The sequence below is a fragment of the Ensifer sp. GW821-FHT05G01 genome (assembly GCF_059419585.1).
Window position 1 is genome coordinate 877,687 of record NZ_JBWKSC010000001.1, and the last position, 25,391, is coordinate 903,077.

The following is a 25,391-nucleotide window of genomic DNA, read 5'->3' on the forward strand; positions in this document are numbered from 1 at the left end:
GCGCAAAGGTCGCTGTAGCACTTTGAATGGCTGCATATTCTCATCGTTAAATCGAGTTCGATTTAACGATGAGAATATGCAGTAGGGAGGAAAAATGCCGCAGCTTATCCTGCTCCTGATCGCAGGCTTCGTTCTATGGATCGGTTACCGCAAGTTCATCGCGGACGCCCAGAAACTGACGCGTCAACGCGATCAGACGCGCCGCGAGCAGCAGACCGGCGCCAGTGGAACCCTCGTCAAGGATCCCGAGACCGGTGAATACAGGCTGAAGCGCGAAGACGACTGAGATTTTTCGCGCCCTTTTGCGTGCACGCAGGTCGCCTTGAGCGCTTGACCCCTGCCGCCCGGCGTGGCACCTGTCCGGCTCTCATTTCATGAAGAATTCGGACGTTCCCCATGACCACCGCCTCGCTGCCCGACCATATGAACCCCAAGCGCTCGTTCCAGGCCCTGATCCTGACGCTGCACAACTATTGGGCCGACAAGGGTTGCGCGGTGCTGCAGCCCTACGACATGGAAGTGGGCGCCGGCACGTTTCATCCGGCAACGACGCTGCGTGCGCTCGGCCCCCGCCCATGGCGCGCGGCCTACGTTCAGCCTTCCCGCCGCCCGACCGACGGCCGCTATGGTGAGAACCCGAACCGTCTTCAGCACTACTATCAGTATCAGGTGATCCTGAAGCCGAACCCGTCCAACCTGCAGGAGCTCTATCTCGGCTCGCTGGAGGCGATCGGCCTCGATCCGTTGCTGCACGACATCCGCTTTGTCGAGGACGATTGGGAAAGCCCGACGCTCGGCGCCTGGGGCCTCGGCTGGGAATGCTGGTGCGACGGCATGGAAGTGTCGCAGTTCACCTATTTCCAGCAGGTCTGCGGCATCGAATGCTCGCCGGTTTCCGGGGAGCTGACCTATGGTCTCGAGCGTCTGGCGATGTATGTCCAGGGTGTCGACAACGTCTATGATCTGAATTTCAACGGCCGCGAAGGCGCCGAGAAGATCAGCTATGGCGACGTTTTCCTGCAGGCGGAACAGGAATATTCCCGCTTCAATTTCGAGTACGCCAACACTGCCATGCTGCACCAGCACTTCATCGACGCGGAAACGGAATGCCAGGCGTTGCTGGCCGCCGGCGCGCCTGACGACGGCACCAACAACCAGCTGCACAAGTGCGTATTCCCTGCCTATGACCAGTGCATCAAGGCGAGCCACGTCTTCAACCTGCTCGATGCGCGCGGGGTGATTTCGGTGACCGAGCGCCAGAGCTATATTCTGCGCGTGCGCGCGCTCGCCAAGGCCTGCGGCGAGGCGTTCCTCTTGACCGACGCCGGCGGCGCGAACCTCAACCGGGACGCCGCTTGATCGCCGAGCCAGCCAGCCTCATCGTTCATATCAATGGCTGGCCGGGCACCGGGAAGCTCACCATCGCGCGCCATCTCGCCGGCCATCTCGGCGCGAGGCTTGCCGACAATCACACGCTGATCAATCCCGCCGAGGCGCTGTTTGCGAGGGGCACGCCGCTCTATCGGTCGCTACGGGCGACGGTCAGGACGGCCGTTCTCGACCACGTGCGCAGGGCTGATGCCGCGCAATCCTTCCTCTTCACCGATGCACTGTCGGATGATGCATTCGACAGCCGGGCGTTTGACGATTATGCGACACTGGCTGCCGATCGTGGCGCCCGTTTCGTTGCAGTCGTTCTCGATTGTTCGATGGAGGAAAATCTGAAGCGGTTGACGCGTGCCGGTCGTGCCAAGGCGCACAAGCTGACGGATCCGCAGGTGCTGATAGATCTTAGGGGTCGGCACGTCCTGTTGAAGGGAAAAAGCGATCAGCTGGTCGAGCTCGACGTCACCAGCCTTGGCGCCGACGAAGCGGCGCGCGAGATTGCAGCGCGGATGGCTTGACGTCAGGCTTCAGCGGTATCGCGCGGGCATCCGCTCTTCTTCGTTATCTGCTCAAGTGTGGGGTAGGCGCCATCGTGAGACTGGCTGGAGTAGGTCTGCAGCGCGCGGCGGACGCCTGAGGGCCTTTCGATCGAGGTGACGCTCGCATAGGCAACGAACAGCGCCGAAAAGGCGACTAGGTTGGTGAGGGTTGCGAGCGTTTTCATGGTCTTCACTTCGTCTTCGGGGTTATTCGATATCCCGACTATCGTCCATCATCCGGATCCTCGCCGTTCCCGATGGAACAGGAATCGATGTGTTTTGACGTTGGGACGGGCCGCGGCTGTGAACAGAGCGTTCACCGCCTTCGGCCGGCATTTCGGGAGGGGTGTTTTTCTCCGTCCGGATGCTGCAGAAAGAGCTTTGAAGCTGGAGAGCCGATCTTGCAGCGCCGCGCATGGAACATGGCGGGTCAAGGACGCTGTAACGCTTTAAACTTGCTGCATAATTTTGCGCCTAAATCGATTCCGATTTAAGAATTTATGCAGTAATCTCTGCCGAGCTTTTTTGGAGGGTGTCCCATGATTGGTCTGGCCATCGGCGTTGCCGTTATCCTGTATCTGGTTTTCGTCTATAACGGCCTCGTCAAGGCGCGGCAGATCGCCGAGGAAGCCTGGTCGGGCATCGATGTGCAACTGAAGCGGCGCGCCGACCTCATCCCCAACCTGATCGAGACCGTGAAGGGCTATGCCGCGCACGAGAAGTCGACGCTTGAGGAAGTCATCGCGATGCGCAATCGCGCCCAGGCCGTGCCATCAGGCGATGTCGAGGGACGGGCGGCGGCCGAAGGGGCCCTGTCGCAGGCACTCGGAAAACTCTTTGCTCTTGCCGAAGCCTATCCGGATCTGAAGGCCAACGAGAATTTTGCCGAACTGCAGCGCTCGCTGGAAACCATCGAGGGCGAGATCCAGATGTCTCGCCGCTATTACAACGGCGCGGCGCGCGATCTGAATGTCAAGGTCGAGAGCTTCCCGTCGAACCTCATCGCCAACGCGTTCCGCTTCGTGAAGGCCGGCTATTTCGAGATCGCCAACGAGGCGGACCGTGCGGTGCCGCAAGTTAAATTCTGATCGGGACGTTACCCGAGACCGCAACCAGATGATATGAGACCTGCCGAAGCCGAGAGCGCGGCGTTATTTGCATCAAGAGACCTAAGCATGAGTGATACCGTGAAGAAGCTGACCATCCTGCCGACCGACCATCCCCTGCGCGGTCACGTCCGCCCGCCGGGTTCGAAGTCGATCACCAATCGGGCGCTGCTTCTTGCGGGTCTTGCCAAGGGCACGAGCCGGTTGACCGGCGCGCTGAAGAGCGACGACACGCGCTATATGGCCGATGCGCTGCGGGCGATGGGCGTCCAAGTCGATGAGCCGGACGACACCACATTCGTCGTCACCGGAAACGGTCGGCTGGCATCGCCGTCGGCACCGCTGTTCCTCGGCAATGCGGGAACCGCGACACGCTTCCTGACGGCGGCTGCCGCCCTCGTCGACGGCCCGGTGGTCGTCGATGGCGACCAGCACATGCGCAAGCGTCCGATTAAGCCGCTTGTCGACGCGCTCCGTACGCTTGGCGTCGAGGTGACGTCGGAAACAGGTTGCCCGCCGGTCACCGTCAACGGCAAGGGCGGTTTCCCTGCCGGCCGTATCGAAATCGACGCGGGCCTTTCCAGCCAATACGTGTCGGCGCTGCTGATGGCGGCCCCCGGCGCCAAAGGCCCTGTCCGCATCGAGCTTGCCGGCGACGAGATCGGCGCGCGTGGCTATATCGATCTGACCGTTGCGGCGATGCGCGCCTTCGGCGCCGAGGTCGAGCAATTGAGCCCATCCGTCTGGCAGGTTGCGCCGACGGGCTATCGCGCCGCCGATTTCGCTATCGAGCCGGACGCATCGGCGGCGACCTATCTCTGGGCGGCGGAAGTGCTGACGGGCGGTGCCATCGACCTCGGCGTGCCGGCGTCGGTTTTTTCGCAGCCCGATGCCCGCGCCCACGACGTCATCGCCCAGTTCCCGCATCTTCCTGCCGTCATCGACGGATCGCAGATGCAGGACGCGATCCCGACGATTGCGGTTCTTGCCGCATTCAACGAGACACCGGTGCGTTTCGTCGGCCTTGCCAATCTGCGGGTAAAGGAATGCGACCGCGTTCGCGCTCTGTCGCTGGGCCTGACCGCCATCCGGCCGGGATTGGCGCACGAGGAGGGCGACGATCTCATCGTCTCTTCCGATCCGGGACTGGCCGGACAGACGTTGCCGGCGTCGATCGACACGTTTGCCGACCACCGCATTGCCATGAGCTTTGCCCTTGCCGGGCTGAAGATCCACGGCATTGCCATTGAGGACCCCGGCTGCGTCGCCAAGACCTATCCGGCCTATTGGGACGCGCTGGCATCGCTCGGCGTCGCCTACACCGGTGACCGTCCTTGATATCGCGCCTCAAGCCTTTTCGGGAAAGGTGCGAAGCGGTTTTCCGTCAGGAAATGCGAAAAACCATGAAATCGTCCCTCAAGATCGATCGAAAGGTCTGAGACCGTATGGCCCGTTTCGTCGCCCTGCTTGGCATGTTGTTGTTCCTGCTGGCGACGGCGGGTGCCGGGCGTGCGGACGAAGTGTTCTCGTCCTATCATTCGGTGATCGATGTCGCCAAGGACGGCACGCTGACGGTGACCGAGACGATCACGGCCAATGCCGAAGGCAACCAGATCCGGCGGGGGATCTTTCGTGACCTGCCGTTGACCTTTACCGACGCCAAGGGTCGCCGCAGCAAGGTGGATTTCAAGCTGCTTTCGGTCGAGCGCGACGGCGAGGAGGAGCCTTACCGCACTGAATCGATCTCGGGCGGCATCCGTATCTACACCGGCTCGGCGGAGATATTTCTGCCGCACGGCGAGCACACGTTCCAATTCACCTATGAGACCAGCCGGCAGATTCGCTTCTTCGAGGATCACGACGAACTCTACTGGAACGTGACAGGCACCGAATGGGCGTTCCCGATCGATGAGGCGAGCGCCACCGTCAATCTGCCGGAGGGTGTGCGACCCGAGGCGCTTGACGTTTTCACCGGTGGCTACGGCGCGACCGGCAAGGATGCGCGGGCTTCCGAGGAAGGCAGCGAGATTTTCTTTGCGACCACCCGGCGGCTGGAGCCGAAGCAGGGGCTGACCATTGCGGTCAAGATGCCGAAAGGCAGCATCGAGCAGCCTTCCTCCAGCCAGGAAAATGCCTGGTGGATTCGCGATCATATGGCGCTTCTGATCGCCGCATCGGGTCTTCTGGTGGTGGCGCTCTACTACGGCCGCGCCTGGCTGAAGGTGGGGCGGGACCCGGCACGCGGCGTCATGGTGCCGCGTTGGGACGCGCCCGAAGGCATTTCGCCGGCGCTGGTCAACTACATCGACAACAGGGGCTTTTCCGGTGAGGGCTGGACGGCGCTGTCTGCGTCGGCGCTCAGCCTTGCGGTCAAGGGCCATGTGGTGCTTGAGGACCTTAAGAGCGCCATCGTCATTGCCGCAACCGGCAAGGGCAGCAGCGAAAAGCTGCCGACCGGCGAGGCGAGCCTGATGAAGGCCGTCAATGCCGCCGGCGGCAAGCTGAAGATCGACCGGGCCAACGGCACGAAGGTGCAGGCGACCGGCGCGGACTTCCGCAATGCCATGGAGCGCGAGCATCGCGGCAAGTACTATCTGGAAAACACCGGCTATATCGTCGCTGGCGTGGTGCTCTCGATCCTGGCGATCGCTGCCGTGTTCCTGTTCGGCGATTTGAGCGAGGACAGCATCCCGCTGGTGATCGTCCCGGTCTTCATCGCCTTTGTCATTTCGATCCTCGCCGTTTCCTTCGGCAAGTCCTTGCAGCGCGAAAAGAGCCTGATGAGCCGCATCATGTCGATCGTGGTGATCGCTTTCATCGGCTTCGTCGCCTTCACCATCTTTTCCAGCATTCTGGCGGTGGTGTTCTATTCCGCCGCCGAGACGGACGACTTGCCGCTGCTGTTTGCGATCGGCGGCATCGTGCTGGTCAACGTGCTGTTCTTCTTCCTGATGGGGGCCCCGACGCCGCTCGGCACCCGGATGATGGACGGCATCGACGGCCTCCGGCAATACATGACGCTTGCCGAGAAAGACCGGATGAACATGCAAGGGGCACCCGAAATGTCGCCCCGGCATTTCGAGACGCTGCTGCCCTATGCCGTGGCCCTCGGGGTTGAAAAGCCGTGGACGCAAACCTTCGATCGCTGGCTGCTTGCAGCCGCCGCAGGCGCCGCTGCAGCCGCCGCCTACCAGCCCACCTGGTACCATGGCGATGGCTTCGGCTCGACCTCTTTCGGCGATCGCATCGGCGGCTTTGCCGGCTCAATGGCCGACACCATGACCTCCTCTCTGCCGCCCCCGCCGAAATCCTCGTCGTCAAGCTTTTCCACCGGCGGCGGCTTTTCCGGTGGCGGCGGCGGCGGTGGTGGCGGCGGTGGCTGGTGATCCCGCCACGAGCCTCTTGCCTGCGGGTCAAATTCATCGTCGGGCTTGGTGACATTTTCACCAGAGCTTGCTAAGTCGGCGGCAACCGTCCGGAACAGAAAAAGTCATCTCCCATGCCCGATCTTCTTATCGAACTCCGCTCCGAGGAAATTCCCGCCCGCCTGCAGCGCAAGGCGGCCGGCGACCTCAAGAAGCTCTTGACCGACGCACTGGTCGAAGCGGGTTTGACCTATGAGGGGGCGCGCGAATACTGGACGCCGCGCCGGCTGACGCTCGATATCCGCGGCCTCAATGCCCGTTCCGCCGATGTGCGCGAGGACCGCAAGGGCCCGCGCACCGACGCCAATGAAAAGGCGATCGAAGGCTTCCTGCGTGGCGCCGGCCTGTCCTCGATCAGCGAGGCCCATGTTCACAGCGATCCGAAGAAGGGCGATTTCTACGTTGCCCATATCGTCAAGCCGGGCCGTCCCGCCGAAGAGATCGTCGCCGAGGCGATGCCGGACATCATCCGCAACTTTCCCTGGCCGAAGCCGATGCGCTCCGGTGCCGCCTCGGCCAAGCCGGGGGCGCTCCGCTGGGTGCGCCCGCTACAGTCGATCGTCTGCACCTTCGGCTCGGAAACCGACGAAACCCATGTGATCCCCTTCGAGGTCGACGGCATCATCGCCTCCAACGTCACCTATGGCCATCGCTTCCATGCGCCCGAAGCGATCACAGTGCGCCGCTTTGCCGACTATGCCGAGAAGCTGGAGCGCGCGAAGGTCGTGCTCGACGGCGAGCGCCGCAAGCAGATGATCCTGGCCGACGCGCACAATGTAGCTTTCGCCAACGGCCTCGAACTCGTTGAGGATGAAGGTCTGCTCGAAGAGGTCTCGGGCCTCGTCGAGTGGCCGCAGGTTCTGATGGGAAGCTTTGAAGAGAGCTATCTCGAAATCCCCTCGGAAATCATCCGTCTGACGATCAAGACCAACCAGAAGTGTTTCGTGACCCGTGCGCCGGGTGCCGAGACGCTGTCCAACAAGTTCATCCTCGTCTCAAATATTGAGGCGAAGGACGGTGGCAAGGAGATCGTGCACGGCAACGGCAAGGTCGTGCGCGCCCGCCTGTCGGACGCCGCCCACTTCTGGCACCGCGACCAGGGCAGCCTGCCGGATCTGGAGACCTTGAAACCGTCGGCCGAAAAGTTTGGCCTCGATCTCGGCAAGCCGCTCGACCAGCGCATGGCGAAACTCGACGCGCTGAACGTGACCTTCCATGCCAAGCTCGGCACGCAGGGCGAGCGTGTCGCCCGCATCCGTGCGCTTGCCGCAGAACTCGCCAAGGTGACCGGCGCCGACGCCAAGCTGGTCGACCGGGCCGTGGTGCTGGCAAAGGCGGATCTGCGCACCGAGGCCGTCGGGGAATTCCCTGAACTCCAGGGCATCATGGGCCGCAAATATGCGCTGCTCCAGGGTGAAGACGGCTCTGTCGCCACGGCGATCGAAGATCACTGGAAGCCGAATGGTCCCTCGGATCGCGCGCCAACCGATGCTGTCGCAGTCACCGTTGCGCTTGCCGACAAGCTCGACACGCTCGTCGGCTTCTGGGCGATCGACGAAAAGCCAACTGGCTCCAAGGATCCCTACGCCCTGCGGCGCGCTGCTCTCGGGGTCATTCGTCTGATCCTCGAAGGCAAGGCCCGCCTGCCGCTCGTGCCGTTCCTTGAGATCGCGCTGACAGCGCTCAGGGCACAGAAGCCGGCGTTGGCGAACGATGTGTCGGCGGACCTGCTCTCCTTCTTCCACGATCGCCTAAAGGTCTATCTGCGCGATCTCGGCGCCCGTCACGACCTGATCGATGCGGTGCTGACGCCGGATGCCGACGATCTGCTGATGATCGCCCGCCGCGTCGAGGCGCTGACCGCCTTCATTACTGACGAAGAGGGCAAGAACCTGCTGGCCGGCACGAAGCGGGCCACACAGATCCTGGCCGCCGAAGAGAAGAAGGGCACGGCGGTTGCCGACGCAGTTGATGCCGGCCTCTTCCGCCTCGATGCCGAAAAGGCGCTGCATTCCGCAGTCCAGCTCGGCTCCGGCGAAGCCCGCGAGGCGATCGCCAAGGAAGACTTCCGCTCGGCCATGCAGGCCCTGTCGAAGCTGCGCGAGCCGGTCGACCAGTTCTTCAACGATGTTCTCGTCAACGACGATGACGTGTCGATCCGGGCAAACCGCCTGGCGCTGCTTGGTCTGATCCGCTCGGCGACCGGCACGGTTGCCGACTTCTCCAAGATCGCGGGATGACGGGGAGGGGCGCATGACGGCGAAGATCCTCGTCAGCGCCTGTCTCATGGGGCATGCGGTGCGCTACGATGGGGCGTCGAAGCCGCTTGTCCACCCGGTGATCGACCGCTGGCGCGAAGAGGGCCGGCTGGTCACCATCTGTCCCGAGATGTCGGCCGGTATGCCGGTGCCGCGCCCGCCCGCCGAGATCGCGTCGGGCAAGTCAGGTGTGGATGTACTCGACGGTGGTGCGACTGTGGTCGAGAACACCGGCCGCGACGTAACCGGCGAGTTCCTTGCCGCCGCGGAAAATGCGCTATCGCTCGCGCTTGAAACGGACTGTCGTTTCGCGCTTTTGATCGACGGCAGCCCGTCCTGCGGATCGGGCTTCGTCTATGACGGCACGTTCTCCGGCGCCCGGCACGCAGGACAAGGAGTGACGGCAGCGCTGCTCGCAAGGAACGGCATCGAGGTTTATTCCGACAGGGAAATCGAAGCGTTGATCGAACGGGTCGATGGGGTGTGCGACGCAGATAGAAAGCCCGGATAAGAAGATTGCGCCCCTGCTTCTCTCAGGAGCGCAATCTCTCGCTTTTCAGCGAAACGCCCGTCAGCCCTTGAATGCAGGGGCGGCTGACTGGGGCAGGGAACTTTCCCGTTCAGGCCCTCAGTTTAGCCGAAGTTCGAGGCTGGTCGGATCAAATTGCCGTGAGGCTTCGCCGGTCGCCGCTGCCGCAACGGCAGGCTTCGCCTGTGTCATGGTTTGAACTGCGGCGGTCTTGGCAGTCTCGTCGATCGTTGGGGCGGCCGTGCCATGATCGCCCGGGTTTACGAGGTCGCCGAGCGCAGCCGCTGTCGCCACATCAGCCTGGCCGGTTCCATCGGATGCCTTGACCACATCCACGGGTGGCTTGCTGACGAAAACAACGGGCGAACCGCCGAGCCAGGCTTCGGTGCGCACCAGCTTCATCTCGCCATTGATTTTCTTGAGTTCTACCTTGTCGCTGCCCTTGTCGATTTCGGGCACCACATAGGTGATCTTCTTCCTGGTCTGCAGGGGAGGGCACTGTGGGCAAGTCACCGCCGCCACGCTGGAGTTGACGGCTTCGCCCGAAACGATGGTGTCGATCGACGATGCCCAGGCGCTGCCGGCTGTAAGCGCAACGGCGGTGGTGATCAGCAACAGGCGCATCGGTCTTCTCTCCGAGTTTGTTCTCGGCGAGAATATGCGTTCTCTCTTACTTTCCCGTCAGGAGAATTGGTAAAAATTGAATGATCCGGTGTATTTGCCGACGGCGGTCAGGCCTTCTCGCGGGCAACCGCCCGCCAGCCGATATCGTGGCGATAGAAGCCGTTGTCCCAGGAAACACCGGCAACAGCCGAATAGGCGCGATCCCTGGCCGTGCTCGCGCTTTCACCGATCGCGGTGATGTTCAACACCCGGCCACCCGTTGCGACCAGGCTGCCGTCCTTCATCGCTGTTCCGGCATGAAACACCTTGGTCTGCGCCGAGGCTGCCGGCAGCGCGCCGATGGGCGTGTTCTTGTCGTAGCTGCCCGGATAGCCCTTTGAAGCCATGACCACGGTCAATGCCGTCTCGTCGCGCCATTCGGCTTCCATGCCTGCCAGCGTGCCCGTTGCCGCGGCGTAGAGCAGCGGCAGCAGGTCGCTCTTCATGCGCATCATCAGCACCTGGCATTCCGGATCGCCGAAACGCACATTGTACTCGATCAGCTCCGGCCCCTTGGCGGTGATCATCAGCCCGGCGAAGAACACGCCGGAAAAGGGATGCCCGCTTTCGGCCATGCCGCGCATGGTCGGCTCGATGATCTCCTTCATCGTGCGTTCAGTCATCTCGGATGTCATCACAGGTGCTGGCGAATAGGCGCCCATGCCGCCGGTGTTCGGGCCGGTGTCGCCATCGCCGACGCGCTTGTGATCTTGCGCCGAGGCGAGCGCCAGCGCGGTCTTACCGTCGCTCAGGCAGAAGAAGCTTGCCTCCTCGCCGTCGAGAAAAGCTTCGACCACCACTTCCGCGCCAGCCGCTCCGAAGGCGCCGTCGAAACAGTCATCGATCGCATCGAGCGCTTCGTCGAGTTCCATGGCAACGGTCACGCCCTTGCCTGCGGCAAGACCGTCGGCCTTGATGACGATCGGCGCGCCCTGGTCGCGCACATAGGCCTTGGCTGTCTCAGCGTCGGTGAAGCGGCCGTAGGCGCCGGTCGGGATATCGTATCGGGCGCAGAGGTCCTTGGTAAATCCCTTGGAGCCTTCAAGCTGGGCCGCAGCAGCGGAAGGGCCGAAAACCGCGATGCCGGCGGCGCGCAGCACATCCGCGAGACCTGCCACGAGCGGACCTTCAGGTCCGACGACGACGAAGTCGATCGCCTCTTTCAGGCAGAAGTCGACGATTGAAGCGTGATTGTCGGTGTCGAGCGCGACGAGGGTCGCTTCCTCGGCAATACCCGGATTGCCGGGCGCGGCGTAAAGCTTGGTCAGTTTCGGCGACTGCGCAATTTTCCATGCCAGCGCATGTTCGCGTCCACCCGATCCGATCAGAAGAACCTTCATTGCCTGCTCCCGACATGCTGAAATTGTTGCGTTGCGGTTAAGGCGAGGCGGCTGTCAGGTCAAGGGGGCAGGGAGGGTTGGCGCACGATTCCCGCGACGCAAAGCACCCACCGGGGGCGCTGCGAGATGAAACGCGCGACGGTGCGTTCAGGCGATTGCCTGCTGGTTCTTGCGATCATCCCTTTCGTTGCCGTAGCGGGCCGTGCGCGTTAGCGCCCAGATGCCGAGATCCTCGAGCGGCAGCGGTTTGCTGATGAGGTAGCCTTGGAACAGGTCGCAGCCTGCAGCCGTCAGCATTGAGAGTTTCTCCGGCGTATCGACGCCTTCGCCGACCACGGCAACGTCCTTGGCGTGGCAGAGTGCGATCAACGCCTTTAGAACCGGCAGCGATTGTGATGCGGTCAGGTTCGAGACGAGCGCTCGGTCGAGTTTGATTGTATCGGCGGTGTATTCGATGATCTGCTGGACGGAGGTGTATCCGGCTCCGAAATCGTCGATCGACAGGCGGAAGCCCTTCTGGCGAAGCTCGTCGATGTTGCGGCGAAGCTGGTCGCTGAACTTGACCGCGAATGTCTCCGTCAGCTCGATCTCGATTGATTGCGGCTGCAGGCCATGTCGGTTGAGGCAATCGGAGAAATAGTCGGCAATGGCCTTGGAATGCAGTTCGGCCGAGGAGATATTGATCGCCAGGATCGTATCGGGACCAAACAGTGCCTTGAGCTGCGCGCAGTCGGACATCGCCTGGTTGATCACCCACCAGTCGATCTTGGTGAAAAGGCCGGAGCTTTCGGCGATCGGTACGAATTCATCGGGCGTCACATTGCCAAGCACCGGCGAATACCAGCGCAAAAGCGCTTCGCAACCCGTGACCCGCCCATCGGTATCGACAATCGGCATGTAGACCAGATGGAATTGTTCGTCCGGATCGAGCGAGCGCAGCTCATCCTGGATCTGGCGCAGGCGCGTGCGCTTGTCGTGAAGGGCGCGCGAGAACCTTGAAGAGCGGTTCTTGCCGCTGGTCTTTGCCTGATACATCGCGGCATCCGCATTCGAGATCAGCTCGGCGAGATTGGTCGCATCATCGGGGCAGATGGCAGCGCCGATGCTGGCCGTGACCGGGTAGCTCTTGCCCGCGACTTCGAAGCCGTCTTCAAACAGTGCGAGGATGGCGGCCGAGACTTCCCGTACGGTGCCGTCACCCGGTCGGGAGCGCACGAGCACCGCGAATTCGTCGCCTGAAAGCCGTGCGAGAATTGCCGGCTTCTGGCCACGCCGCTCGGTGATCGCTTCGACGTTCTCGGCGATCCGCGTCGCCAGCGTCTTCAAGAGTTCGTCGCCGATCTCATGGCCATGCTTGTCGTTGACGAACTTGAAGTTGTCGATGTCGATGAACAGCAGGCTGCATTTTTCACCCGAGACGATCGCCTCGCGCACGATGCCGGCAGCAACGGCGTTGAAATGGCCGCGATTGCTGATGCCGGTCAACGTATCGGTCCAGGAGCTGCGCTGCACCAGCTTGAGCGATTGTTCCGACTGGCGATGCAGCTCTCTGATGTTTTCGGTCAGGCGCCCGATCTCGCCCTTCTCCGCCATGTTGCGGATCTCGTCATGGGCACCGACCATGACCGCCATGACGTTGGCGTCGAGCGTAGCAATGGGATCGGTGATGAAGCGGCGGATGAGCACGATGATCAGCCAGATGGAGAACAGGCTCATGGCCACGGCGCCAAGCGCCAGCAGCAGCTTCTGCTGTGCCATCAGCCGGTCGAAATGATCGCTCGAAACCGTCAGCGTCGCATAGAGCGATGGTCCGAGGTGCACGCTTGCGGAAAGGTCGTCAGTGACCGCCAGCGGCCACGGCTGAAGCACGACGTCGGCGCCGTATTCCTGCTTCAGGGTTTCCTGCATATCGAGGAAACGGTCCGGCTGGATTGCTACCTGGATCAGCAGCGCACCCGATTTCTTGCTCGGTAGCGGCCGCGTGAACGTAACGGGATCGAGGAAATACGAATAGACGATACGGGCCTTCTGTCCGACGTCGGAGAGATAGGTCCAGTCGGCTAGCTTCTCTTCGCGGATCAGTCGCCGCGACAGGTTGAGCTGCGCCTCGTCGATTTCGGCGAAGGGATCCCAGCTGTTCTCAAAATAATACTCGGACTGCAGGTCCGATGTCAGGATCGCCAGCGACACGTAGCCCATCGGGTCGTCGGAAAGCGATTTCACGCTTTCCTGCAGCCGCACGCCGAGCGCATTGGCCCGGTAGTTCTTGTCGGTTTCGGAGATGTACTGGCGCAGCGAATTGCTGTTCAGCAGCGCGTTGAGGAAGCCCTTGCTGCGGCCGATCTCGTTTTGGAAGACGGCGGCGGCGTGCTCCAGCCGCTGCGACAGCTTGGCATGTTCGAGCGCCCGGATCGAGCGACTCTGGGTGACATGGACCGAAACCGCCGCCAGCAGGTAGCCGGCCAACACCACGGGAAAGATCAGGATGAGTGCGCGCTTGCCGAGGGTCACTGGAAATTCGCCAATGTGCTGATGATGCGCCGGCGCAGCTGCACCGACGTCGTTGACAGTTCCTGCTGGTACTGGCTCTTGGCCAGAATGTCCGGCGACGGGTAGATCGCCTGGTCCGCGCGGATCGCTTCCGGCAAGAGGGCAAACGCGGCCTTGCTGGGCGTCGGCATGTTGAGCGTCTGCGCATTTGCGGCAGCACTTCCGGGCGAACCGATATAGTCGAGGAAAGCGAGCGCTCGCGCCTTGTTCGGCGACTTGGCGACGACCGACATGCAGTCGAGCCACGAAAGCGTGCCTTCCTTGGGCACGACATAGCGCCAGACGCCGGGGGTGCCGGCCTTTTCGTTCAGGACGTGCTGGTCGCCGCTGTAGCCGAGCGCCAGATGGATGTCCTTGCCGATCGCCTGGTTCTGGATCGAGCTGATGACGTATTCATAGGTGAGAACCGACGGCGCCTGTTCCTTCATCATGTTGAAGGCGGTCTTGAGCGTTTCGGGTTCGTTGGTATTGATCGACTGGCCGAGCAGCATCAACGGCGCAACGAAAGCCTCGTTGTGATCGTCATACATCGCTACGTGTTTGTGGAGTGCCGGCGCCGGCTGCATCAGGTCTCGCCAGGATGTCGGCGCTTCCGGCAGCACGTCCGATCGATAGAGAATGCCCATCGTGCCCCAGAGGTACGGCAGACCGTGGTTCGAGCAGCGCGTGCGCCAGCTTTCGTCATAGTCCCTGAGCGAGGCGACATTGCTTTCGTCGACCGCTTCCAGCACCCCTTTGCGCCCGAACAGCGCAGCACCGTTCTCCCCGGTCACCACCAGATCGACGATGCTGTTCGGATCGGCCAGCACCTCGTCGCGGGTGTCGCCGCTGTCGTAGTAAACCTGGTGGATTCCGACGCCGGTTATCGCCGTCCAGCGATCGAGGATCGCCTGGTCGATATAGGATTCCCAGATCAGCAGGTTGAGCGTTTCGGCTTGCCCTGCCGTTGCCAAAAGCAACGTCGTCAAAAAGGCAGGAATCGCCGATCGCCTTCGCATTGTCTACCCTTGCCCAAGCCCCATTCAGCGACCGTAGCGCGCAAAAATTGATGAATGATTACGCAGGGCTGCGGGAAATAGCAGGGTTGGTGCACAGCACTGCCACGCGGAAAACAGAACGGGCGCCGCAGGGCGGCGCCCGTTGAAGATCTGCGGTTCGATGCACGCGCTAGTGGCGCGCAGGCATCTTGGGCAGAAGGATCGTCAGAATGCCGAGCAGCGGCAGATAGGAGCAGATGGTGTAGACGAACTCGATGCCCTGCCGGTCGGCAAAAATACCGAGAAGAGCGGCACCCATGCCGCCGAACCCGAAGGCGAAGCCGAAGAAGACGCCGGCAATCAATCCGACCCGGCCCGGCACCAGTTCCTGCGCAAAGACGACGATAGCCGAAAACGCCGAGGAGAAGATGAAGCCGATGATGATAGACAGAACGCCCGTCCAGAAAAGGTTCGCATAGGGCAGCATCAACGCGAACGGGATGACGCCAAGGATCGAGAACCAGATGACGAAGCGTGCGCCGTAGCGGTCGCCGATCGGACCGCCGAGGAAGGTGCCTGCAGCGGCTGCACCCAGGAACAGGAAGAGCATCAGCTGCGCCTGTTGCACGGAAACGCTGAACTTCTCGATGACGAAGAAGGTGAAGTAGCTGGAGATGCTCGCCATGTAGACGTTCTTGGTGGCCGTCAGCAGTACCAGCACGGCAACGGCCCAGATCACGCGGTTCTTAGGCAGTGGAAGCGCGCGGCTCGGCGCCGGCTTGCTCATCGACGAGCGGCGGTGGCGCACGTACCAGGTGCTGACCCAGGAAAGCACGAAGAAACCGATGATCGCAACGATCGAGAACCAGCTGAGGCTGCCCTGGCCGAACGGAAGCACGATGAAGGCGGCAAGCAGCGGCCCCATGGCGCTGCCGGCATTGCCACCGACCTGGAACAGCGATTGCGCCAGGCCATGCCGCCCACCGGAGGCAAGGCGGGCGATGCGCGAGGATTCCGGATGGAAGATTGCCGAGCCGACGCCGATCAGGCTTGCAGCCAGAAGCAGCATCGAGAAATCATGGGCGTTGGCGAGCAGGATCAGGCCGGAGCACGTGGACAGCATCGCCACCGGCAGCGAATAGGGCAGCGCCCAGCGGTCGGTGATGATGCCGACGGCCGGCTGCAGCATCGAGGCTGTCAACTGGAAGGTGAAGGTGAGAAGGCCGATCTGCACGAAATCGAGCGAATAGTTCGCCTTGAGCAAGGGATAGAGCGCCGTCAGCAGCGACTGCATGATGTCGTTCAGCATGTGGCAGAAGCTCACTGCCAGGATGACGGAAAATGCCGTCTTTTCCGGGGTTATGCCCCCGGTTGAAGTAACCGTTGCCATGGAATGTGTCCTTGCCGTCTCGATGGTTGTGTGCGGCGCGGGATATCTCTACTGATCTTGCTCGTGGCCTGCTTTTGTGATGTGGTCGACTTCTTTCGCGAGTGGGCCAATGCCGATCCATCGAGTAAACTTGCCCGAACTGCCGGATGCCGACCATTTCAGGAACCTGGACTGGATCGAGACAGGGAATTCGGCCGTCCTCGCCCTTGGCCGCGATTACGGCGCGGGCCTGACCGTTCCGCTGCACAGCCACACCCGCACGCAATTGTGGTGGGCGCGCCAGGGTGTTGTTCTTGTGCGCACGGCGCACGGGCGCTGGCTCGTTCCACCGGGGCACGCGCTTTTGATCCCGGCCGGGGTCGAGCATTCGACCGAGATGATCAGCGATGTGCGCATGCACTCGATCTATTTCACTCAGTCGCTGCTGCGTGCCGAGCGGCCGATGGTCATGGAGATCACCCCGCTTGCGGGCACTCTTGTCGATGCCTTGGTCAGCGTCGAGAGCGAGACCATGTCCGAGCGGCGGGAGCAACTGATCATGGATCTTCTGCTGGAAGAGATCGCCCTTCTGCATGAACGGCCGCTCGGCCTGCCTTTTCCGCGCGAGCAGAAGCTGGCGCTTTTGTGCCGGCAGTTCCTGGAGGCGCCATCGGCGACCGCGAACATCGACCAATGGGCCGATCGGCTGGGTTTGAGCCGACGGACATTCACGCGGATGTTCCGCAACGAGACAGGCGTCAGCTTCGTCACCTGGCGCCAGCAGGCCTGCATTTTCGCATCGCTGCCGCGGCTGGCGGACGGTGAGCCGATCACCAACGTCGCGCTCGATGCTGGCTACGAGAACGTCGCGGCGTTCACGACAATGTTTCGGCGCATGCTCGGAAGTGCCCCCAGCCACTACTTGAAAATGTATCAAGGGCGATAGCTGCGGCCGTCATGGGAAACGGGAGCTGAATTGACCTGGTTAACGGAATCGTAGGAACAAGGGGCAATAAGTCGCCCCGTGCCCATTCAGATTGCGCCATTGTCGCGCGCATGGGGCACGGTTCAAACTTCGCCCCGGCGAATGATTCTTCCGGAGTTGTTCCTTGCGTATCCGTTCTTTTCTCTTCCTTTCTGGAACCCTTTTGTTGTCCGCAGGCACCGCCTCTGCCGGTGACGGCCAGTATTTCTGGTCCGGCGACTGGTATTTGAAGGTCGGTGCCACCGGCTTTCTCGGCCCGAAGTACGAAGGCGCCTCCAAGCGCATGTTCCAAGCCGCACCGCTGGTATCGCTCGGCAAGGCCGGCAGCACCGTTCGCTTCTCCTCGCGCAACGACAACATGTCCTATGCGCTGCTCGATCAGGGCGGGTACCGCGCCGGTGTCGCAGGCAAGCTGATCTTCGAACGCGATTCAGGCACATCCAGTGATCTGAATGGCCTCGCTCCCGTCAAGTTCGGCGGCGAGCTTGGCGGCTTCGCCGAAGTGTATCCGACCGATTGGATGCGCGTGCGCGCGGAAGTCCGCCAGGGTATTCGCAGCCATCACGGCATTGTCGCCGATGTCACCGCCGACGCCTTTACCGACATCAGCAGCAATGTGCGCATTTCTGCCGGTCCGCGGATGACCGCTGCCACCAGCGATTATTTCGGCGCCTATTACGGTGTGAACGATGCCGAATCGGCAGCGTCGGGCCTCAGCCCCTACAGTCCGCATGGCGGCATTCATTCTGCCGGTGTTGGCGCTGCGATCAACTGGCAGGCAACCGAGAAACTCGAAACCGGCGCCTATGCCGAATATCGCCGCCTGATGGGATCGGCCGCCGATTCCAGCCTCGTGCGCGAACGCGGCAGCCGCAACCAGGTCCTCGTCGGCCTGTCGGCCACCTATCGCTTCGACTTCACGCTTCACTGACCGGCGCCACTCCGCTTCGGGACGGTGCGGCATCGAACCGCTTGACCGTCCCGGCGCGTGGCGTCAAACAGGGGCATGAACACGTCCTCCGCCGATTCCGGGCGCGTCCACGACGCGCCGTCGAACAACTGGGTCTATCGCGCGTTGCCGCGCGCGCTCTGGCCCTATGCGCAACTTGCTCGCTGGGACCGTCCGATCGGCTGGCAATTGCTGATGTGGCCATGCCTGTGGTCGGTCGCCCTGGCCTCGGGCGCGGCGGCTGCTGCCGGACAGTTCTCGGTCGGCCGGTTCGTCTTTCACAGCTTCCTCTTCATTGCCGGCGCCATTGCCATGCGCGGGGCTGGCTGCACCTTCAATGACATCATCGACCACGACATCGACATGGAAGTGGCGCGCACACGTTCGCGGCCATTGCCATCGGGTCGGGTCTCCCGCTTTCAGGCAAAGGCCTTCATGGTGCTGCAGGCGCTCGTGGGGCTGATGATCTTGCTGCAGTTCAATGCCTTCAGCATTCTGCTCGGCATTCTCTCGCTTGGGCTTGTGGCGATCTATCCCTTTGCCAAGCGCTTTACCGATTGGCCGCAGTTCTTCCTCGGGCTTGCCTTCTCTTGGGGTGCGATCATGGGCTGGACGGCGGAGTTCGGAACGCTTTCGCTGGCGCCCGTGCTGCTTTATGGCGCAGCGATCGCCTGGACGATCGGTTACGACACGATCTATGCCTACCAGGACAGGGAAGATGACGAGTTGATCGGCGTGCGGTCGACCGCTCGCCGCTTCGGCGACAACCCACGTCCCTGGCTGATCGGACTCTACGGGCTTGCCGTCGTGCTGATGCTGTTGTCGTTCCTCGCGGCCGGCGCCGGGCTGTTTGCTTATTTCGGGTTGCTTGTTGCAGCCGGGCTGCTGATCTATCAGATCCTGGTGCTGAACATTCACGACCCAGAACAATGCCTGGCCTTGTTCAAGTTCAATGGTGTCGTGGGGCTGATTATCTTCACCGGGCTCGTCGCGGCGCTGCTCGTGCGCGCGGTATGAAAAATCCTCCGTCTTGGCGGAGGATCGGGCAGTCTACGCAATCTGCTTGATGCACGCTTTCTGTCTTTGCCGATGTGTCGGCAAAGCTGGGACCGGGTTAAGCCCAGCTGACGTCCGTCACGGCCTTGCGCTTCTTCGCCTTGGCACGCGCGCGGAAAATGGCGGTGACTGCGGCAACGGTGGCGGCGATATGTTTGCGCATCGGATATCTCCTTCTTCCTGACCTTGGCTATGGACCGGATATGGCACGAAGAAGGCGAAGCGGCTGTTTCCGAAGGAACATCCCGGTTTTCACGATGGCAATTTGGCATTGGCCGCAAACAAAAACCGGCCGCAGGGAACGGCCGGTTTTTGCACTGGAGGAATTCGGGAATACTTAGCTGCGGGCGATGATTTCTCGCCCGTCGATCTTCATGGCAACGCCAAGCCGGCCGGTGGAGCGGCGCACGAGGAACCGTGGCCGGCGGTCGGCGAAGAAGGAATGGCGGCGTCGCGGCTTGATCGGCGCGGTGCGCACGTCGCCGAGATGCTCTTCCAAAGCGCGAGCCACACCATCGGCTTCGACCATCAGCATCGGGATGCGATAGGCTTCGGCCCAGGCGCGCCAATCGGCAGCTATGTCGGAAAGATCATGTGCGACGAGCAGCGGAACGCAAAGGTCCGGATCGTCATGATGAAGTTCAAGCGTCACTGTAACGTCTCCGTCGCCGTGGTCGATCGCGCGTGCCGCGACCCCTTTGAATGCCCGCGCCGGCAGTGCGATCGAAAGCGGCAGGCCGCTTGATGGTAGCACCTTGCGCAGAACCGCGCCACGCTCGTCCAGGCTGATCGTGACATTGCCTGTGTGGCCACGCAGGACGTAGCTTGCCTGCTGAGGAAAACGCTTCGGATCGAGCCGGAGCGTATTTTCGACCCATGCGGGTTGAGAGAGTGTATTGCGCATTTCAATCGCCCTTGTTTTTCCTTGAGAGCCGATTTCCGGTCTTCTCTTCGGGACTTTTCGTCCTCTATGGGCTGGAGAATAGGCGGCTCCCCTTCCGGCCGACTTAAAAATCGCGGTTAAGAAAACTTTGCGTTTTTCGATGGTTAGCAAAAGCCGACCGGCCAAGGTTTCTGTTTCGTCAACAGGGTCAGCGGCATTTGTCGCATCGTGGTGGAACGCCGGCGAAAAGCCACACACAAGCCTGTCGTGCAATCATGCCGCGTCAGAATTCTGTTTCGGGGGAGGGTGTGACCCACCCCTTGAGTTAAGCGACGGGGCAGCAGGCATGGTTTCGACCTATCTCAACTACAGCCGGATCACGAGCGATTTGAGGACCAGTCTCAATCGCGTGGCCGACCAGCCGCTGGTCGCGCGCGAGGCCCAGTACTACAAGGAAAAGATCGGCAGCGTGAAAACCGTCGATGCGTTCCTCGACGACTACCGCCTCTATGCCTATGCCATGAAGGCGCATGGCCTTGAGGATATGGCCTATGCCAAGGCCTTCATGCGCCAGGTGCTCGAAAGCGACCTCAAGGATAAGGACAGCTTTGCCAACCGCCTGACTGATGAGCGCTACCGCAACTTTGCCGAGGCGTTCAACTTCAGCACATCGTCGGCGACCGCACAGACGACGGCACAGCAGGACGCGCTGATCGGTCTCTACAACGAACGTGTCTCCAATCTCGACACTGTTCTCAAAGGAGACAACGCCTACTTCAACGCGGCGATGGACCTTGTCACCAACGTCGATCAATTCCTTGGAAATGAACGCCTGCGTTCCTATGCCTTCGGAATTTTCAACATCGACAAGCGCAACTACTCCTACGATCAGGTGCGCTACGCGTTGACAGCCGAGCCGGCGGATCTCGCCAACTCCCAGACTGCGGCGCAGACCCGGCGCACTGAAGCCGAAAAGACGCTGACCGACCTTGAGACGCGCGAGACAGCCGTCAATGACATCAGCACGCTGACGGCACAGCTCGCCGCCGCGGCAGAGGCTGACAAGCCGGCGATCCAGGCGCAGATCGACGCCAAGAACGCCATTGTCGCCGATCTCAACACCAAACTGCCGCCACGCGGTGATCAGACGAATGCGTTGGCTTCGCAGCTTTCGACCGAAGTGAGCCTGTTGACGCGCCAGATCAGCATGCTCGACTCGTATCGCCAATTGAACGCCGCGTTCAACTTCGAGCCCGATGGCAGTGTGCCGTCGGGCGGCAAGGCGATCACCGACGAAAAGAAGAAGATGCTGAATGAGGCTTATATCTTCAGCAGCCCGCGTCTGACGCCGTCAGGCGCCGTGCTCAACAGGGATTACTTCGAACAGAAGATCGGTTCGATCACCACGGTGGCCGAGCTCGTGGCCGATACGCGTATGCTCAACTATGTCAGAACGGCCTTCGGGCTGCCTCCGACAGCCGTCGGCGCGACGATCGAGAACATTCTCACCAGCGACATCAACGATCCGAACAGCTACGTGAACAAGTTCGGTGGTGAATACAACAAGGCCTACAAGGCTCTGCTTGCCGCGTTCAATTTCAAACCGGACGGCACATTGCCGGCGGACACAAAGCCGCAGACGGCGGAGCAGACCAAGACGACCACCGACGGCTACATGGTCCACTACAACGACGCTGACGATGAGGACGACGAGTCCAAGATCGGCCGGTACAAACTCCAGATCAAGACGCTGAAAACGGTCGATGATCTCATTGGCAACAGCGAATTGCGATCGTTCGTGCTGAGCGCGTTTGGTCTTGAAAAAGAGGATCTGACGCCGCGCAGGCTCAAGCAGATTCTGACGAGCGATCTCAACGATCCGGCAAGCTACGCCAATTCCCTGCGGGACGAGCGTTACACCAAGCTGGTGAAGGCGTTCAATTTCAACCCCGATGGCACGCTCGGCGCGCCGAAGCTGGCGCAGAACGAGGCCGACATCGTCAATATGGCCAAGGCCTACATCGTCGAGAAGTCGCGTTTTGGCACTGAGGACGAAAAGAAAACCGCCAAGACGAAGGCTGAAGAGGAAAGCAAGTACTATACGACGCAGATCCAGAAGGTCGAGACGCTCGACGATTTTCTGAAGGACAAGCGGCTCGTCGATATCGTGCTCATCGGCGCCGGCATCGATCCTGAAGGCGTCAAGACCGACTACCTCAAGCAGATGTTCGCGTCCGATCTCGACGATCGCAAGAGCTTTATCAACACCGATCCGAACGGCTTGAAGTATCGCGAGATCGTGTCAGCCTTCAATTTCGACAAGGACGGAAAGATCGTCAGCGGTGAGGCCGGGCAGATACAGACACGGCGCGGTCTGATCACCACCATCGATCTCTACCTCAACCAGACGCTCGAGGAGAACGAAGGCGCGGACAATGCCGGTGTTCGCCTGGCGCTCTATTTCAAGCGCAAGGCGTCGGAAATCACCACGCCCTACGATCTGCTCGCCGACAACGCCCTGATGCAGGTCATCCGCACCGCCTACAGCATGCCCGAAGGCATGGCGAGCGCCAAGATCGAGATGCAGGCCGCCTACATCGAGCGCACGATGGATATAAAGGATCTGCAGGACCCTGAAAAGCTTGCGAAGCTGATGCAGCGCTTCACCGCATTGTACGACGTCGAGAACAATACCGACGTCTCTCCCGGTCTCGCTATCCTCACCGGCGGCAGTGGCGGCGGCATCAGCGCCGATGCGCTGTTTTCGCTCGCGCAGTTGAGGTCTGGCGGGCGGTAGGCCCCCGCGCCATCAGTCCGCCCGCAAGACCTTGTCCGGGTTCATGATGCCGGCCGGATCGAAAGCGTGCTTGATGCGGCGCATCAGCTCGATCTCGATCGGAGTGCGGACTTCGGCGAGCTCGTCGCGCTTCAGTTGTCCGATGCCATGTTCGGCCGAGATCGAGCCGTTGTATTTCGCGACGATGCCGTGAACGATGGCGTTCATTTCCCGCCAGCGATCGAGAAAGACCTGTTTGTCGGCACCGATGGGCTGCGAAATATTGTAGTGGATGTTGCCGTCGCCCATGTGGCCGAACGAGCAGATGCGCGCCCCCGGCATCGCCCGCATGACAGCGGCATCGGTCTCTTTCATAAAGGCGGGAATGCTTGAAACGGGGACGGAAACGTCGTGTTTGATCGAGCCGCCTTCCGGCTTCTGCGCCGGCGACATGCTTTCGCGCATGTGCCAAAGGGCCTTGCGCTGTTCCTCGCTCGTGGCAATCACGGCGTTTTCGACCAACCCGGCGACGATGCCCTGCTCAAGCAGTTCATGCACCATGCGCTCGGCACTTTCTGCGGAATCGGACGTGGAAATGTCGATGAGCGCGTACCATGGGTGAACGGTGTCCATAGGGTCGCGCACGCCAGGAATATGCTTGGCAGTAAACTCGACACCGAGGCGTGGCATCAGTTCGAAACCGGTCAGCGCCGACCCGCAGAGGCTTGATGCCCTGTCGAAGAGGGCAAGCGCATGCTCGACGCTGCCGACGCCGGCAAAGGCCACCTGGTGACCAAGCGGCTTCGGAAACATCCTGAGGACGGCACCGGTGATCACGCCGAGCGTGCCTTCGGCGCCGATGAACAGATCGCGCAGGTCGTAGCCGGTATTGTCCTTCTTCAGCCGCCGCAGCCCGTCCCAGATCTCGCCGGTTGGCAGCACCACCTCGAGGCCGAGGCAAAGCTGGCGCATGTTGCCGTAGGCAAGCACCGCCGTGCCGCCGGCATTGGTCGAGAGGTTGCCGCCGATGCGGGCCGACCCTTCAGACCCCAGAGACAGCGGAAACAGCCGGTCGTTGTCGTCGGCCGCCTTCTGGATATCGGCGAGGATACAGCCGGCGTCGGCAACGATGACATTGCCGACGGGGTCGACGTCGCGAATTTGGTTCAGTCTCTGCAGTGACAGGACGATGTCGGCCTTGCCCTCGCGCGGGATCTGTCCCGCCACGTGGCCGGTGTTGCCGCCCTGAGGAACGATCGCCGTCCGGGTTGCGCTTGCAAGTTTCATGATGCGCGACACTTCCTCGACCGAACCGGGTCGAAGCACCATGGGCGTGGTGCCCTTGTAGAGCCCGCGGGATTCGATGAGATAGGGGGCAAGGTCAGCCGGGTTCGTCAGCGCATTGGCGCTGCCGACGATGTCGATGAAGGAGGCGATCAGTTCGGGAGAGGGGAGCGTCGTCGTCATGGCCCTGCCTTCGCAAATGCGCCCGGCGGCGCTACTGCATAATTCGTTAAATCGGAATCGATTTAAGGAGAAAATTGTGCAGCGAGCTTAAAGCGTTACAGCGTCCTTTGCGCGTCATATTTGACGCACGGCGCTGTAAAAATGTCTGTCGGTCAGTCTCTTGGGGCTGCCGCACGCTGCAGCCGGTCAAGGATCGCTTCGCCCAAACCTTCCGGGGGGATGGGAGCGAAGGCAATGGTCGCGGCGCCGCTGGCATCGGCTTTCTTCATATAGTCGAACAGATTGGCAGCTGCCTCGCGCAGGCTGCCTGCCGGGCTGAGATCGAGCACGATCGCTGCATGCTCTTCGCCGGGGAGCACTGTGTTGCCAAAGCGGATCAGGGCTTCTCCCGGGCGCACGTCGCCTGCGTCGAGTCGGACTGCAGCGCCCGGCGCATAGTGCGAGGCGAGCATGCCCGGAGCCTCGATTGTCGCGCCGGCACTTTCGGGTCTCGACACGGCAAGGCCGGTCAGATTTTCGATATCGAGGACGTCGAGACCGCCCGGACGCAGCAGGCGCAAAGCCCCGTCCTCGACCTTGATGATCGTCGATTCAAGCCCGATCTCGGCCGAGCCGGCGTCGAGAATGAGCTTGAGGCGTGGGCCGAGATCGGCGTCCACATGGGCAGCGCTCGTCGGGCTGATCTTGCCTGACGTATTGGCGCTCGGTGCGGCGAGCGGGCGGCCGAAACGGGCAATTACCCGACGGGAGAAGCCATCGGGCATGCGGATGCCCAGGGTGTTGAGGCCGGCCGAGGCGAGCGCATGCACGGAGCTTGTCGGGCGTTGGGGCAGGATCAGCGTCAGCGGGCCGGGCCAGAAGGCGTCGGCCAGGCGTCGCGACAACGGATCGAATATCACATGGGCTTCAGCCATCGCCATGTCGGACACGTGCGATATCAGCGGGTTGAAGCGCGGGCGCCCCTTCATCTCATAAATGCGGCTGATCGCATCCGGGTTGGTGGCATCGGCGGCCAGGCCGTAGACCGTTTCTGTGGGAATGGCGACGGGCTCGCCTTCGGCAAGCACAGCGCAGGCGCGCTCGATCGCGCGTTCCGGCTCGGTCCGTGTGTCGATGATTTCGGCCATATCGCT

At 61.7% G+C, this 25,391-nt stretch carries 21 protein-coding genes; 12 read left to right on the forward strand and 9 right to left on the reverse strand.

Going from position 1 to position 25,391, the window contains the following annotated elements; translation table 11 throughout:
* Positions 1–94: 94 nt before the first annotated feature.
* The 3 genes from AC07UR_RS04240 (at position 95) to AC07UR_RS04250 (ending at position 1,904) form a co-directional block, all read left to right on the forward strand.
* Positions 95–286 carry a membrane protein gene (locus AC07UR_RS04240; RefSeq protein ID WP_025426113.1) on the forward strand — a complete coding sequence of 64 codons (192 nt, stop codon included), beginning with the start codon at positions 95–97 and terminating at the stop codon, positions 284–286.
* Positions 287–396: 110 nt separating this feature from the next.
* Complete coding sequence (locus AC07UR_RS04245) at positions 397–1,359, forward strand: glycine--tRNA ligase subunit alpha (RefSeq protein ID WP_209787277.1); 963 nt, start codon at positions 397–399, stop codon at positions 1,357–1,359.
* A complete protein-coding gene (locus tag AC07UR_RS04250; RefSeq protein ID WP_209787275.1) occupies positions 1,356–1,904 on the forward strand; it encodes an AAA family ATPase in 549 nt (182 codons plus the stop codon). Before AC07UR_RS04245 ends, AC07UR_RS04250 begins: the two co-directional genes overlap by 4 nt.
* Positions 1,905–1,906: 2 nt before the next feature.
* On the opposite strand, the gene AC07UR_RS04255 is transcribed toward AC07UR_RS04250, so the two are convergent.
* Entirely contained in the window at positions 1,907–2,110 is a 204-nt protein-coding gene (locus tag AC07UR_RS04255; RefSeq protein ID WP_173419176.1) for a hypothetical protein, read from the reverse strand.
* A 354-nt stretch (positions 2,111–2,464) separates the two neighbouring features.
* On the opposite strand from AC07UR_RS04255, the gene AC07UR_RS04260 reads away from it, so the two are divergent.
* The 5 genes from AC07UR_RS04260 to AC07UR_RS04280 all read left to right on the forward strand — a co-directional run bounded on the left by AC07UR_RS04260 (position 2,465) and on the right by AC07UR_RS04280 (position 9,225).
* Positions 2,465–3,013: a LemA family protein gene (locus tag AC07UR_RS04260; protein ID WP_077504170.1), complete on the forward strand. Its 549-nt coding sequence runs from the start codon at positions 2,465–2,467 to the stop codon at positions 3,011–3,013.
* 87 nt (positions 3,014–3,100) lie between these two features.
* Entirely contained in the window at positions 3,101–4,369 is a 1,269-nt protein-coding gene (aroA, locus tag AC07UR_RS04265) for a 3-phosphoshikimate 1-carboxyvinyltransferase (RefSeq protein ID WP_209787274.1), read from the forward strand.
* 107 nt (positions 4,370–4,476) lie between these two features.
* The gene (locus tag AC07UR_RS04270; protein WP_209787273.1) at positions 4,477–6,417 is read left to right on the forward strand and encodes a DUF2207 domain-containing protein; all 1,941 of its coding nucleotides are present in this window, start codon (positions 4,477–4,479) and stop codon (positions 6,415–6,417) included.
* Between the two features lie 113 nt (positions 6,418–6,530).
* Positions 6,531–8,696, forward strand: coding sequence for a glycine--tRNA ligase subunit beta (glyS, locus tag AC07UR_RS04275; protein WP_209787272.1), 2,166 nt, complete (start codon positions 6,531–6,533; stop codon positions 8,694–8,696).
* 13 nt (positions 8,697–8,709) lie between these two features.
* Complete coding sequence (locus AC07UR_RS04280; RefSeq protein WP_209787271.1) at positions 8,710–9,225, forward strand: 2-thiouracil desulfurase family protein; 516 nt, start codon at positions 8,710–8,712, stop codon at positions 9,223–9,225.
* Between the two features lie 117 nt (positions 9,226–9,342).
* Here the strand turns inward: AC07UR_RS04280 and AC07UR_RS04285 are convergent, their stop codons facing one another.
* The 5 genes from AC07UR_RS04285 to AC07UR_RS04305 form a co-directional block, all read right to left on the reverse strand.
* The gene (locus AC07UR_RS04285) at positions 9,343–9,867 is read right to left on the reverse strand and encodes a plant virulence effector HPE1-like domain-containing protein (protein ID WP_209787270.1); all 525 of its coding nucleotides are present in this window, start codon (positions 9,865–9,867) and stop codon (positions 9,343–9,345) included.
* A 107-nt stretch (positions 9,868–9,974) separates the two neighbouring features.
* A complete protein-coding gene (gene purD / locus AC07UR_RS04290; protein WP_209787269.1) occupies positions 9,975–11,246 on the reverse strand; it encodes a phosphoribosylamine--glycine ligase in 1,272 nt (423 codons plus the stop codon).
* 147 nt (positions 11,247–11,393) lie between these two features.
* Positions 11,394–13,757, reverse strand: coding sequence for a putative bifunctional diguanylate cyclase/phosphodiesterase (locus tag AC07UR_RS04295; RefSeq protein WP_209787268.1), 2,364 nt, complete (start codon positions 13,755–13,757; stop codon positions 11,394–11,396).
* Positions 13,754–14,794 carry an ABC transporter substrate-binding protein gene (locus tag AC07UR_RS04300; RefSeq protein WP_209787267.1) on the reverse strand — a complete coding sequence of 347 codons (1,041 nt, stop codon included), beginning with the start codon at positions 14,792–14,794 and terminating at the stop codon, positions 13,754–13,756. Before AC07UR_RS04300 ends, AC07UR_RS04295 begins: the two co-directional genes overlap by 4 nt.
* Positions 14,795–14,963: 169 nt before the next feature.
* Positions 14,964–16,163 carry an MFS transporter gene (locus AC07UR_RS04305; RefSeq protein ID WP_173419185.1) on the reverse strand — a complete coding sequence of 400 codons (1,200 nt, stop codon included), beginning with the start codon at positions 16,161–16,163 and terminating at the stop codon, positions 14,964–14,966.
* Positions 16,164–16,272: 109 nt separating this feature from the next.
* On the opposite strand from AC07UR_RS04305, the gene AC07UR_RS04310 reads away from it, so the two are divergent.
* From AC07UR_RS04310 to ubiA, 3 genes are all read left to right on the forward strand, one after another.
* Complete coding sequence (locus AC07UR_RS04310) at positions 16,273–17,088, forward strand: AraC family transcriptional regulator (protein WP_173419186.1); 816 nt, start codon at positions 16,273–16,275, stop codon at positions 17,086–17,088.
* Between the two features lie 163 nt (positions 17,089–17,251).
* The gene (locus AC07UR_RS04315; protein WP_209787265.1) at positions 17,252–18,058 is read left to right on the forward strand and encodes a MipA/OmpV family protein; all 807 of its coding nucleotides are present in this window, start codon (positions 17,252–17,254) and stop codon (positions 18,056–18,058) included.
* 75 nt (positions 18,059–18,133) lie between these two features.
* Entirely contained in the window at positions 18,134–19,093 is a 960-nt protein-coding gene (ubiA, locus tag AC07UR_RS04320; protein ID WP_209787263.1) for a 4-hydroxybenzoate octaprenyltransferase, read from the forward strand.
* A 376-nt stretch (positions 19,094–19,469) separates the two neighbouring features.
* Here ubiA and AC07UR_RS04325 read toward each other — a convergent pair whose 3' ends face one another.
* Positions 19,470–20,036: a DUF6101 family protein gene (locus AC07UR_RS04325; protein WP_112808618.1), complete on the reverse strand. Its 567-nt coding sequence runs from the start codon at positions 20,034–20,036 to the stop codon at positions 19,470–19,472.
* 325 nt (positions 20,037–20,361) lie between these two features.
* Between AC07UR_RS04325 and AC07UR_RS04330 the strand changes: the two genes are divergently transcribed.
* The gene (locus AC07UR_RS04330) at positions 20,362–22,812 is read left to right on the forward strand and encodes a DUF1217 domain-containing protein (protein WP_173419189.1); all 2,451 of its coding nucleotides are present in this window, start codon (positions 20,362–20,364) and stop codon (positions 22,810–22,812) included.
* Positions 22,813–22,824: 12 nt separating this feature from the next.
* On the opposite strand, the gene AC07UR_RS04335 is transcribed toward AC07UR_RS04330, so the two are convergent.
* Complete coding sequence (locus AC07UR_RS04335) at positions 22,825–24,258, reverse strand: FAD-binding oxidoreductase (RefSeq protein WP_209787260.1); 1,434 nt, start codon at positions 24,256–24,258, stop codon at positions 22,825–22,827.
* Positions 24,259–24,410: 152 nt separating this feature from the next.
* Positions 24,411–25,385 (reverse strand): L-threonylcarbamoyladenylate synthase, encoded by a 975-nt coding sequence (locus AC07UR_RS04340; protein ID WP_209787258.1) that lies wholly within the window; start codon positions 25,383–25,385, stop codon positions 24,411–24,413.
* Positions 25,386–25,391: the final 6 nt, after the last annotated feature.

Coding starts and splice junctions, on each gene's coding strand:
- AC07UR_RS04240 (WP_025426113.1), top strand. CDS start 95: ATGCCGCAGCTTATCCTGCTCCTGATCGCAGGCTTCGTTCTATGGATC.
- AC07UR_RS04245 (WP_209787277.1), top strand. CDS start 397: ATGACCACCGCCTCGCTGCCCGACCATATGAACCCCAAGCGCTCGTTC.
- AC07UR_RS04255 (WP_173419176.1), bottom strand. CDS start 2,110: ATGAAAACGCTCGCAACCCTCACCAACCTAGTCGCCTTTTCGGCGCTG.
- AC07UR_RS04260 (WP_077504170.1), top strand. CDS start 2,465: ATGATTGGTCTGGCCATCGGCGTTGCCGTTATCCTGTATCTGGTTTTC.
- aroA (WP_209787274.1), top strand. CDS start 3,101: ATGAGTGATACCGTGAAGAAGCTGACCATCCTGCCGACCGACCATCCC.
- AC07UR_RS04270 (WP_209787273.1), top strand. CDS start 4,477: ATGGCCCGTTTCGTCGCCCTGCTTGGCATGTTGTTGTTCCTGCTGGCG.
- glyS (WP_209787272.1), top strand. CDS start 6,531: ATGCCCGATCTTCTTATCGAACTCCGCTCCGAGGAAATTCCCGCCCGC.
- AC07UR_RS04280 (WP_209787271.1), top strand. CDS start 8,710: ATGACGGCGAAGATCCTCGTCAGCGCCTGTCTCATGGGGCATGCGGTG.
- AC07UR_RS04285 (WP_209787270.1), bottom strand. CDS start 9,867: ATGCGCCTGTTGCTGATCACCACCGCCGTTGCGCTTACAGCCGGCAGC.
- purD (WP_209787269.1), bottom strand. CDS start 11,246: ATGAAGGTTCTTCTGATCGGATCGGGTGGACGCGAACATGCGCTGGCA.
- AC07UR_RS04300 (WP_209787267.1), bottom strand. CDS start 14,794: ATGCGAAGGCGATCGGCGATTCCTGCCTTTTTGACGACGTTGCTTTTG.
- AC07UR_RS04305 (WP_173419185.1), bottom strand. CDS start 16,163: ATGGCAACGGTTACTTCAACCGGGGGCATAACCCCGGAAAAGACGGCA.
- AC07UR_RS04310 (WP_173419186.1), top strand. CDS start 16,273: ATGCCGATCCATCGAGTAAACTTGCCCGAACTGCCGGATGCCGACCAT.
- ubiA (WP_209787263.1), top strand. CDS start 18,134: ATGAACACGTCCTCCGCCGATTCCGGGCGCGTCCACGACGCGCCGTCG.
- AC07UR_RS04325 (WP_112808618.1), bottom strand. CDS start 20,036: ATGCGCAATACACTCTCTCAACCCGCATGGGTCGAAAATACGCTCCGG.
- AC07UR_RS04330 (WP_173419189.1), top strand. CDS start 20,362: ATGGTTTCGACCTATCTCAACTACAGCCGGATCACGAGCGATTTGAGG.
- AC07UR_RS04335 (WP_209787260.1), bottom strand. CDS start 24,258: ATGACGACGACGCTCCCCTCTCCCGAACTGATCGCCTCCTTCATCGAC.
- AC07UR_RS04340 (WP_209787258.1), bottom strand. CDS start 25,385: ATGGCCGAAATCATCGACACACGGACCGAGCCGGAACGCGCGATCGAG.